The sequence below is a fragment of the Streptomyces sp. NPDC097619 genome, assembly GCF_040302735.1.
Taxonomy (GTDB): Bacteria; Actinomycetota; Actinomycetes; order Streptomycetales; family Streptomycetaceae; genus Streptomyces.
This window is the reverse complement of record NZ_JBEOSD010000053.1, coordinates 36,667-47,288: the sequence shown is the minus strand read 5'-3', so window position 1 is coordinate 47,288 and position 10,622 is coordinate 36,667. Positions and strand designations below refer to the sequence as shown.

Annotated in this window: 5 protein-coding genes and 1 pseudogene; 3 read left to right on the top strand and 3 right to left on the bottom strand. The window is 74.4% G+C overall.

The features are described from left to right. The 3 genes and pseudogenes from ABTZ17_RS16940 to ABTZ17_RS36920 form a co-directional block, all read right to left on the bottom strand. On the bottom strand, nucleotides 1-93 hold a 93-nt coding region (locus ABTZ17_RS16940; RefSeq protein ID WP_280842533.1), incomplete at its 3' end, for a biotin carboxylase N-terminal domain-containing protein. Nucleotides 94-462: 369 nt separating this feature from the next. After that, nucleotides 463-2,724, bottom strand: coding sequence for an ATP-binding protein (locus ABTZ17_RS36925; protein WP_502994709.1), 2,262 nt, complete (start codon nucleotides 2,722-2,724; stop codon nucleotides 463-465). Nucleotides 2,725-4,485: 1,761 nt separating this feature from the next. Beyond that, nucleotides 4,486-5,241: pseudogene (locus tag ABTZ17_RS36920) on the bottom strand (AfsR/SARP family transcriptional regulator); the annotation flags it as partial. Between the two features lie 370 nt (nucleotides 5,242-5,611). Here ABTZ17_RS36920 and ABTZ17_RS16930 point away from each other — a divergent pair. From ABTZ17_RS16930 to ABTZ17_RS16920, 3 genes are all read left to right on the top strand, one after another. Continuing rightward, nucleotides 5,612-7,147, top strand: a complete 1,536-nt coding sequence (locus tag ABTZ17_RS16930; protein ID WP_352196402.1) for an MFS transporter — start codon at nucleotides 5,612-5,614, stop codon at nucleotides 7,145-7,147. 248 nt (nucleotides 7,148-7,395) lie between these two features. Continuing rightward, nucleotides 7,396-8,934 (top strand): MFS transporter, encoded by a 1,539-nt coding sequence (locus ABTZ17_RS16925; RefSeq protein WP_352196401.1) that lies wholly within the window; start codon nucleotides 7,396-7,398, stop codon nucleotides 8,932-8,934. A 499-nt stretch (nucleotides 8,935-9,433) separates the two neighbouring features. Next, nucleotides 9,434-10,609, top strand: a complete 1,176-nt coding sequence (locus tag ABTZ17_RS16920) for an acyl-CoA dehydrogenase family protein (protein ID WP_352196400.1) — start codon at nucleotides 9,434-9,436, stop codon at nucleotides 10,607-10,609. The last annotated feature ends 13 nt before the right edge of the window (nucleotides 10,610-10,622 follow it).

Genomic DNA, 10,622 nt, shown 5'->3' with positions numbered 1-10,622 from the left:
GTAAACGGCAACGCTCGCGATCCCCGCGTCCCGGCAGGCCCGGGCAACACGGACAGCGATTTCGCCACGGTTGGCGATGAGCACCTTGCGCACGAAGGCTCTCCTCAACTTGGATGACGGTCTTTTTTCGGGTTGTCTGATGGGGTTGTCTGATGCAAGCCCGCACCTCATGCCGCCATATTCGGGCCAGACACGCCCAGAACGTATCCGGGTGCATTCCGCCTATCGTTCATCCGGCGGTAATCACGGACCGCCGGTGGGGCCGGACGGCTCTGTGAGCGGGGTCCGGTGGAACGGCCGGTGGGTGGGCGGTGAGCGGGCGGAGTTCCGGGGCTGGTCGCCGGAGGATCCGGGTGGGTCCGAAAGGGTGCGGAGCGGAGTGCCGGTGGGGCCGGACGGGTGGACCGGCCCCACCGGCGCTCCGGTGGTCGGGTGGGTCGGGGTCCGGGCTCGGGTTCCGGGTCAGGCGGGGTGGTCGGCGGGTTCTTCGGGGCCGACGAGGGTGTCGGGGGCGGTGCCGCGGCCGGTGGCGAACTCGGCGGCGTAGCGGGTCTCCCCCAGGGCGCGGCGGGCGGCGCCGGAGATGCGGGCCACGTCGGCGCCCTCGGCCTTGGCCAAGGGACGGCCGACGGAGGCGCGGGCCTCGGCGGCGGCGCCCAAGAGGCGGGCGGCGCGGTCGTGGCGGCCGGTGAGGACGTGGGCGCCGGCCAGGCCCTCCAGGGCGAGGGCGAGGGCCCGCGGGTCACCGGTCTCGCGGGCGGCCGCGTAGCCCGCGAGGTGGCGGGCGCGGGCGGTGACGGCGTCGCCGCGGTGCTCGGCGATGAAGCCGAGCTCGGCCATGACGAGGGCGGTGCCGAGGTCCCCGTAGACGGTGCGGAGCCAGTCCAACCACTTGTCGAGGTGGGCTTCGGCGTCGTCGAGGCGGCCCTCGCGGCGGGCGACGAGGGCGAGGCCGGTCTCGGCGAACTGTTCGCCGCGCTTGTGGGACTGCTCGGCGGCGAGCCTGCGGCCGTTCTCGTGGTACTCGCGGGCCGCGGCGTAGTCCCCGGTGAGGAGGGCGATCCGGCCCAGGCCCGACCACTTGTAGGAGGCGTCCGTCCACAGGCCGAGTTCCTCTGCGCGGTGCAGGCCCTCGCGGTGGAGGCGGGCGGCCCGCTCGTAGTCCTCCTCGATCTCGGCGAGGGAGGCGAGGGTGTCGGTCGCGCGGAGCCGGCCCCAGCGGTCGCCGAGCTCGCGGAACAGGTCGAGGCTGACGGTCGCGTCGCGGGCGGCGGCGGGGAAGTCGCCGCGGATGAAGGCGTGCCCGGCGCGGAGGGAGAGGGCGGCGGCGCGGCCCCAGGTGTCGTCGAGTTCCTCGAAGGCGGTGAGGGCGGCGGCGACCCGGACCTGGTTGGCGGCCAGGTCGCCCGATCCGTACAGGGTGAGGGCGAGGAGCCAGAGGGCGTGGGCCCGGTAGCAGGGGTCGGCGATGTCGTCGAGGGCGAGGAGGGCCCGGTCGACGGCGGCGGGGCCTTCGGCGGCGCCGGAGTGCAGGGCGAAGGCGGCACGGCGGACGGTGGCGTCGGCGCGGTGGGTGCCGCAGGCGCGGGTGCCGTCCACGGGGACGGTGAGGGCGCTGTCGAAGGAGCGGAGGGCTTCGCCGAGGCGGCCGCGGAGGAACCAGTACCAGGAGAGGGCGATGACCAGGCGGAGGGCCTCGTCGGCGGCGCCGGTGCGGACGGTGGTCTCCAGGGCGGCGCGGAGGTTGGCGGCCTCGGTGTCGAGGCGTTCGAGCCAGGTGCGCTGGGTGCGGCCGCGGAGGTGGGGGGCGGCGGTCTCGGCGAGGGCGAGGTAGTGCTCGGCGTGGCGCAGGCGGGTGGCGGGGCCCTCGGCGGCTTCGTCGAGGCGTTCGAGGCAGTAGGCGGCGACGGATTCGAGGAGGCGGTAGCGCACGCCCGCGGGCGTTTCGGTGACGGCGACGAGGGAGCGGTCCACGAGGCGGGTGAGGAGGTCGAGGACCTCGGGCGCGGTGACGCCCTCGCCCGCGCAGACGGCTTCGGCTGCTTCCAGGGTGCAGCCCTCGGCGTGCACGGCGAGGCGGCGCAGGACGGCGCGTTCCTCTTCGGTGAGGAGGTCCCAGCTCCAGTCGATGACGGCTCGGAGGGTGCGTTGGCGGGCGGGGGCGTCGCGGTGGCCGGCGGCGAGGACGCGGAAGCGGTCGTCGAGCCGGGCGGCGAGTTCGCGGAGGCCGAGGGTGCGGACGCGGGTCGCGGCGAGTTCGAGGGCGAGGGGCAGTCCGTCGAGGCGGCGGCAGAGGGCGGCGACGGTGGGGGCGTTGTCGGCGTCCAGGGTGAAGGCGGGGTGGGTGGCGCGGGCCCGCGCGAGGAAGAGGCGGACGGCGGCGGAGCGGCGGACGGTCTCGGGGTCGGTGTCCGTGGCGGGCGGCAGCGCGAGCGGGGGTACGGGGTGCAGGGCCTCGCCGGCGATGCCGAGGGGTTCCTGACTGGTGGCCAGGATGCGGAGGTGGGGGGCGCGGGCGAGGAGGATGCCGGCGAGGGCGGCCACCGAGTCGACCACGTGTTCGCAGTTGTCGAGGAGGAGCAGGCTTCGGCGGCCGGCGAGGGCCGCGGCGAGACGGTCCAGGGGGTGTGGGGGATGCGGGGGGTGTGGGAGGTGATCGGTGGGTGGGGCCGCCGTGGTGGGCGTGGTGGGGGCGGGGTGGTCGGCGGCGGTGTCGTCCCGCATGCCGAGGGCGGCGGCGACCAGGTGGGAGACCGCGGCGAGGTGCGGGGCGGTGGCGGTGAGTGTGGCGGTGGCGGCGGGGAGGGTGGTGCGGTCGAGGCCGGAGAGTTCGACGAGCCAGACCCCGTCGGGGAACTGCTCCTGGACCTGGCCGGCCGCTTCCAGGGCGAGGCGGGTCTTGCCGACGCCGCCGGGGCCGGTGAGCGTCACGAGACGGGGGCCGGGGGACGGGGAGAGCGCCGGGAAGGGCGCCGGGGATGGGGCCGTCAGGTGAGGGGCGTGGTGGGTGGGTTCGGGGTGGCCGCCGGTGAGCAGGGCGCGGAGGGTGGCCACCTCGACGGTGCGGCCGACGAGTTCCGTCGGGGCGACGGGGAGGTTCGTACGGGGGCGGGCCGGGGCGGGTGCCGGGTAGCCGGCGGGGAGGGCGTACGGGACGGCGACGCCGTGGGAGCCATGGGGGGATTGGGGGGCGTGGCCTCCGTACGGGGCATGGCCGTCCTGGGGGGCGGGGAAGGCGCCGGGCGCGGTCCAGCCGAGGGGGGCGTAGGGGCCGGCCTGGGGGATCTGTCCGGTGGGGTCCCAGGCGGCGGGGGCCGCCGCCGGCCACGGGCCCGACGCCGGCGGGGGCGGGGCGACCGGAGGCCAGGCATCGCCGAGGGGTGCGTACGGGCCGGCCTGCGGGGTCGGTGGGGTGGGGGTGGCCGGTCCCTGGGGTCCGGGGACGGCGAGAACGTCGGCGGGGACGGGGACGGTGGGGTGGGCTGAGCCTGGGTCAGCGGTGTCGTGGGCGTCCGCCGATATGGGTGCGGGCACGGGTTCCGCTGTGCCGGGCGCGCCTGTGAGGCGTACGGACGTGGGCGTACCGGCGGCGGGTGCGGGTGCGGGAATACCGGTGGTCGGGGTGGGCGGCGCCGGGATGGTGCCGGGCGTCGCCGCGTGGGCCGCGGCGGCGGAGCCCAGGGCGGAGGCGGGAACCACGGGTGCGGCCACGGGCGCCGGGGCCGTGGCGGACTTCGTCGTGGCGGGCGGGGCGGTGGGCGGATCCGACGGGTGCGCGTTCGGCGACGGAGCGGCGGGCGCGGCAGGCGGTACCGCGCCAGGGACCGGTGCCGTGGGCACGGCGAGCGAGGGCAGCCCGGTCGGGACGCCCGTGACAGGTGTGGGTGGCGCGGCGGGCGGCTGGGGGCTCGGGGGCGGGGTGATCAGGGGCGGGGTGATCGGTCCCGTGGGGACGTTCGACGGGTGGGGGGCCGGGAGCGCGGGATCGGAGGTCGTGGACGGCGGCGGTACGTCGGCGGTCGGCGCCCCGGGGGTGCCCGTGGACCCCGTGGATTCCGAGTACAGGGCCTCGGCCGCGAATGCCGGGGGCGCTCCCTGCGGCTGCGCACCCGGGGCCGCAGGGGTGGACGCCGCGGGTGCGGCCGACGGTTGGGTACCGGGGGTCGCGGTGGCGGGTGCGGGTCGGGTCGCGGTGGCGGGTGCGGGCGGGGTCGCGGTGGCGGGTGCGGGCGGGGTCGAGGGGTGGGGGATGCCCGCGGCGAACGTGAGCCAGGGGGCGCCCGGGGTCGGGGTGCGGGTGGCTGTCGGGGTGGGCTCGGGCGTGGGGCCTTTCGGGCGGGTGGGGGGTGGGGGCGTGGTGCCCGGGGAGAAGGTGACCCAGGGGGCACCGGGGGTCGGGGTGGGGGTGGTCCCCGTCGGGGTGGCGGGCGGGCCCGGGCGGGTGGGGGGAGGTGGGCCGGGGGTGGCGGGGGTCGAGGGGACGGCCGGCGGGGTGAGGGCGGGGTCCTGGCGGAGGATCGCGCGGTGCAGGGCGGTGAGTTCGGGGCCGGGGTCGAGGCCGAGTTCGTCGCGGAGGCGGCCGCGCAGGCGGTCGTAGGCGGTGAGGGCCTCGCTCTGGCGACCCGAGAGGTACAGGGCGCGCAGGTGGACGGCGTGCAACCGTTCGCGGAGCGGGTGCGCGGCGGTGAGGGCGGTGAGTTCGTCGGCGAGGGGGCGGTGGGCGCCGAGTTGGAGGCGGGCCTCGGCCTGCTCCTCCAGGGCGGAGACGCGCTGTTCCTCCAGCTGGCGGACGGCGCGCAGGGTGAACTCGGCCTCGGTGAACTCGCCGTAGGCGGGGCCGCGCCAGAGGGCGAGGGCGTCGGTGAGGAGGGCGGCGCGGGCCGCGGGGCCGGCGGCGGTGCGGGCGCGGGCGGTGAGGCCCTCGAAGCGGGCGGCGTCCAGGGCCTCGGGGGCGGGGGCGATGAGGTAGCCGGGGGCGCGGGAGACCACCAGGGCGCGGCCGCCGGGCTCGGCCTCCTCCAGGGTGCGGCGGAGTTGCCAGACCTTGTTCTGGAGGGCGGCGGCCGGGCGGGCGGGCAGGTCCTCGCCCCACAGGTCGTCGAGGAGGCGGTCCCGGGAGAGGGGGCGGCCGGTGTGGACGAGGAGGTCGGCGAGGAGCGCCCGGACTTTGGGCTCCCCGACGAGGACGGGCCGTCCGTCGTCGGTCCACACCTCCAGTGGACCCAGCACCCCGAAACGCATGGGGCGCACCTTAACTCAAACCCCTGGTGGGAGCGGGGTGCGGGAACCGTCGGGGGGAAGTGCGGTCGGTGGGCGGGCGGTTGGCCGCGTGGGGTAATCGGGGGCTCCGTGAGCGGGAGGGGGGTCGGCCGAGAGCGGGCCGTGAGGGGACCGAGAGAACGGGCGGCCAAGGTGTTCTCCGTAAGGCCGCCGTAAGCCCGTTGTAAGGAACGCAGCGGTCGGAGGACACGGCCTTCGGAGGCCGGGGACTCCCCGGAAGCCCTTCGTGACTCTCCTTCAGGACGAGTCCTCCAGCAGTAGGCAGGGACTCCTCTGATCCGTCAGATCGGAGGTCGGTCCCCGGACCCAGGAATCGAGGAATCGAGGCCCCATGTCTCGCGAACCCCGTCACACTCGCACTGACCACGGCGGCGCCGCCGGGTCGCAGGACCTGGCGACCGGTCCGCAGAGCGGCCCCGACCCCCACCGGTGGAAGGCGCTCATCCTTCTCGTCGCCGCGTTCTTCATGGTGATCGTCGACTCGCAGATCGTGATGCTGGCCCTGCCGGCGATCGAGACCGAGCTGGAGTTCTCCGCGGGCGGCGTCGCCTGGGTGATGAGCGCGTACCTGCTGAGCTTCGGCGGTCTGCTGATGTTCGGCGGCCGGACCGCCGACCTCCTCGGCGGGCGCCGGATGTTCCTGATCGGCACCGCCGTGTTCGGCATCGCCTCCGTGCTCTGCGGTCTGGCGTGGACGGACGAGGTGCTGATCGTCGCCCGTGTCCTCCAGGGCGTCGCCGCCGCGGTGATGACCCCGACCGCGATGGCCGTGCTGATGCACTCCTTCGAGGAGGGCCCGGAGCGCAACAAGGCCCTGGGCATCTGGACCGGTGTCGGTGCCTTCGGTGCCACCGCCGCGCTGCTCATCGGTGGTCCGATCACGGACGGCCTGGGCTGGGAGTGGATCTTCTACATCAACGTGCCGGTGGTCGCCGCGGTGCTGGTCTTCGGGCCGCGCCTGCTGAAGGAGACCCCGGTCCGCCCGGGCCGCAAGAACTTCGACCCGGCCGGTGCCATCTCCATCACCGCCGCGATCGCCCTGCTGGTGTACGCCGTCTCCGAGGCCCCGATCGTGGGCTGGGGCAGCGGCCGCACCATCGGTCTGCTGATCGCCTCCGCGGTGCTGCTGGTGCTCTTCACCGTCATCGAGAACCGTTCGAAGGCCCCGCTGGTCCCGCTGCGGATCTTCCGCTCCGCCACGGTGGTCGGCGGCAACATCCTGATGATCATCGTCGCGATGTCGGTGTACGGCGGTGCGCTCATCACCTCGCTGTACGCCCAGCAGGTCCTCGGCTACAGCGCCGTCAAGTTCGGTCTGAGCACGGCGATCTACGCCGCGATGTCCATCATCGGCGCGAACGTCAGCGCCCGACTGGTGGCGAAGGTCGGCTACAAGCCGATCGCGGTGGTCGGCATGGCGCTGCTCTCCGGCGGTCTGCTGCTGCTGACGCAGATCGACCCGAACGGTGGCTACTGGACCGACCTGTTCTTCGGTCTGGTGATCTTCGGCTCCGGTATCGGCTCCACGAACGTGGCGGCGGCCGTCGCCTCGCTGACCGGCGCCAAGCCGGAGGAGTCGGGCCTGGTCTCCGGCATCAACAACGCGGTCTTCCAGATCGGTGCCGCGCTCGGTATCGCCATCTCCTCCTCGGTGGCCTTCGCCTTCACCGACGGCACCAGCGCCCAGGCCCTGACGGACGGCTTCTCCGCCGGCTTCCTGACCACGGCCATCTACGCCCTGGTCGGTCTGGTGGTCGCCCTGGGTCTGCTGCTGGTCCGCAAGCCGGCGCAGCCGGTGGTCGCGGAGGGTGGCGCGGCCGCTCCGGTCGAGGCTCCGGCGAAGGCCCAGGTGCCGGTCGGGCACTGACGGTCCCTCGTACGACCTGAACCACCTGGATCACGTGAACGGCGTGAACGGCGTGAACGGCGTGACTCACCTGAACCACGTGAACCACCTGCACAACCCGCACCACTGAGTACCCGCACCACTGAGTACCAGCACAGCACCACCGCACCGCCAACAGGGGTGATCCCGAGTCCGCTCGGGGTCGCCCCTGTGCCTTTGTCGGGCCCGGGCGGCCCCGGGTCCGCGTACCCCTCGGTCAGGAGGACCGCATGTCGACACTCGTACGCCTCCCCTCCCCCGTACCGGCGCCGCCGCCCCCGCGCGGCCGGTGGCTGGCGCTGCCGGTGCTGCTGGCGGCCGTGTTCATGACCACCCTGGACTTCTTCATCGTGAACGCGGTGGCGCCCGCGACCCGACAGGACCTCGGGGCGGGGCAGAGCGCGGTGCAGTTCGTGCTCGTGGGATACGGGTTGGCGTACGCGGTGGGGCTGATCACCGCGGGCCGGCTGGGCGATCTGCTGGGGCCGCGGCGGGTGTTCGTGGCCGGGCTGGCCTTGTTCACGGTGGCCTCCGCGGTGTGCGGGGCGGCGCCCGGGGTCGGAGTGCTGATCGGGGCCCGGGTGGCCCAGGGCGTGGCGGCGGCTCTGATGGGGCCCCAGGTGCTGGCGCTGCTGGGGCTGCTGTACAAGGGTCCGGACCGGGCCCGGGCCTTCGCCTGGTACGGGGCGGCCGTGGGGGTCGCCGGGACGGGTGGGCAGGCCGTGGGCGGTCTGCTGCTGGCGGCGGACCCGGCCGGGCTGGGGTGGCGGACCTGCTTCCTGGTGAACGTGCCGCTGGGGCTGGCGGCGCTGGCCCTGACCCGGCTGCTGCCGGAGGGGGAGCGGGTGCCGCGGGGCACGGCCGGGAACCGGCTGGACCCGTGGGGGACGGCCTTGTCCGCGGCGGGACTGTTCGCGCTGGTCTTCCCGCTGGTGGTGGGGTGCGAGTACGGGTGGCCGCTGTGGGCCTGGGCGAGCCTGGCGGCCGCGCTGCCGCTGGGCCTGGCCTTCCGGGCGCAGCAGCGGCAGCGGATGGCGGCGGGGCACGAGCCGCTGGTGGATCCGGGGCTGTTCCGGGACCGGCGGTTCACGCGGGGCCTGATCTCGGTGGCGCTGCTGTTCGGGGTCTCCGCGGGGCTGACGTTCACGCTGTCGGTGTTCCTGCAGGAGGGCCGCGGGATGTCGGCGATGGCGGCGGGGGCCGTGTGCACCGCGCTCAACGCGGCCTTCCTGGCGGCTTCCGGCTGTACCGGGCGGCTGACGGGCCGCTTCGGGGACCGGTTGCCGGTGCTGGGCGCGGGGGTGCTCGCGGCGGGGCTGGTCGTGACCGCCTGGTCGGCCGTCGGGGCCGGGACGGGCGGGGTGCCGCTGGGTCTGGTCGGGGGGCTCGCGGTGACGGGTGCGGGGATGGGGCTGCTGATGGCCCCGCTGACGGCGGGTGCGTTGGCGGGGGTCGGGCAGCGGCGGGCCGGATCCGCGGCAGGGGTGCTGGGGACGGCCCAGGAGGCGGCGAGCGTGCTGGGCATCGTGCTGACGGCGCTCGTGTTCTTCGGGCTGCTGGGTCCGGCCGGGGCGGAGGCCCCCGGGGTGGGGGCCGGAGCCTGGTTGGGGGCGTTCCGGGGGGCGTTGGGGGGCTTGGCCGTGGTGGCGCTTTTGATCGCGGTGATCCATGGGGGGCGGGGGCGGTGGCGCCGTCGTCTGGGGGTGCGACTGCGGCTGCGGCGGGCCGAGGTGGAGGGGCGGGTCGCGGAGGAGGTGGGGGTCGGCTGATCGGAGAGGGTGCCGGTCGTGGGTGGTTGCTCGCGACCTTGGGCGGGGCCTTCACGTGGCCGAGTGCGTGCCGGTCGTGGGTGGTTGCTCGCGCAGTTCCCCGCGCCCCTGAGCAGGGGACCTCACGGCGCCGCGTACGTGCGGGCCGTCCCTGGTTGCTCGCGCAGTTCCCCGCGCCCCTGGACAGGGGAGCTCACGGCGCCGCGTACGTGCGGGCCGTCCCTGGTTGCTCGCGCAGTTCCCCGCGCCCCTGGACAGGGGGCCTCGCGGCGCCGCGTACGTGGGTGGTTGGTCGCGACGTTGTCCGTGGTGCTGGGTGGGGGGTGGAAACCGGTCAGGGGTGGGTGATCCGTTTGTGGGGGCGGAGGGGGTTTCGGCGGTGGTCGGGGGGTTACTGCCGAGTGGAATGCAAATGAGACCCGAATAGCTATGGTTACCCACGTCGCACGCCGACAGGGCAGAACAGATTAATCAATATTGATGATTCCCCGGAGGGAATATGGGCACGTCTGGCAACGCCACCGCTACCGTTCTCGAGGCCGTTCGGGAGGCGATTCCCGTCCTGCGCAGCAGGGGTGCCGAAATCGAGGGGAACCGCCGCCTCACGGACGAAAACATCGAGCTTCTCGAAAAGGCCGGGGTGTTCCGGATCGCCGTTCCGGAGCGTTTCGGCGGGCTCGACCTGCCGGTGGCCGACCAGGCGGAGGTCCTGGCAGAGATCGCCCGCGGCTGCGGCTCCTCCGGCTGGGTCTCGATGGTCTGGGTGTCCACCGCGTGGATCGCCACGCTGTACCCGGACAAGGCGCAGGAGGAGATCTTCGCCAACGGTTCCGTGCGGATCTCCGGCGGCTTCACCCCGTCGGGCACCCTCACGCCGACGGACGGCGGCTACATCCTCAACGGCAGCTGGCGGTTCAACACCGGCGTCGGCGGCTCGCAGTGGAACGTGCACGCGGCCATCGTGGAGCGGGAGGACGGCACGCACGAGGAGCTGTTCGCGATCGTGCCCCGCGAGGACGTGACGGTCGGCGACGACTGGGACGTCTTCGGTGCGGCCGGTACCGGCAGCGCCACCTCCACGGCGAAGGACGTCTTCGTCCCGCACCACCGCGTGGTCGACGTCTCCGTGTACGACGCCTCCACCCGGGACCGCTGGAACGCCGACCTCAACGGCCGCAACTACAACCTGACCAGCTACATCCTGGCGACCTGCGCCCCGGTGTACATCGGTCTGGCCAAGGCCGCCCTGGAGCTGTTCAAGGAGAAGGTGCACGGCAAGCCGGTCACCTACACCGAGTGGACCGACCAGGCGCAGCACCCCTACACCCAGGTGCAGCTGGCCGTCGCGGCGAACAAGATCGCCGCCGCGGACGCGCTGTCCAAGGAGTGGCTGTCGGTCATCCAGGGCCGCGAGGACCTCGGCGAGAAGCTCACCGTCGAGGAGAAGGCCGAGATCCGCGGGCAGGTCGGCTACGTGGTGCAGAGCACCAAGGAGGCCGTGGAGACCCTGTTCAACATCAGCTCGGCCTCCACGATCCTGCGCAGCAACCACTTCCAGCGCGCGTACCGCGACATCGTCGCGCTCTCGCTGCACGGCCTGCTGACCCCGGTCAGCTCCCTGGAGGTCCACGGCCGCGTGCTGCTGGGCCTCGAACCGCGCACCGACTACATCTGACGGGTCCTATCCA

What these genes read in the sequence shown, in the direction of transcription:
- ABTZ17_RS36925 (WP_502994709.1), bottom strand. Translation starts at nt 2,724, where the DNA reads ATGCGGGACGACACCGCCGCCGACCACCCCGCCCCCACCACGCCCACC.
- ABTZ17_RS16930 (WP_352196402.1), top strand. Translation starts at nt 5,612, where the DNA reads ATGTCTCGCGAACCCCGTCACACTCGCACTGACCACGGCGGCGCCGCC.
- ABTZ17_RS16925 (WP_352196401.1), top strand. Translation starts at nt 7,396, where the DNA reads ATGTCGACACTCGTACGCCTCCCCTCCCCCGTACCGGCGCCGCCGCCC.
- ABTZ17_RS16920 (WP_352196400.1), top strand. Translation starts at nt 9,434, where the DNA reads ATGGGCACGTCTGGCAACGCCACCGCTACCGTTCTCGAGGCCGTTCGG.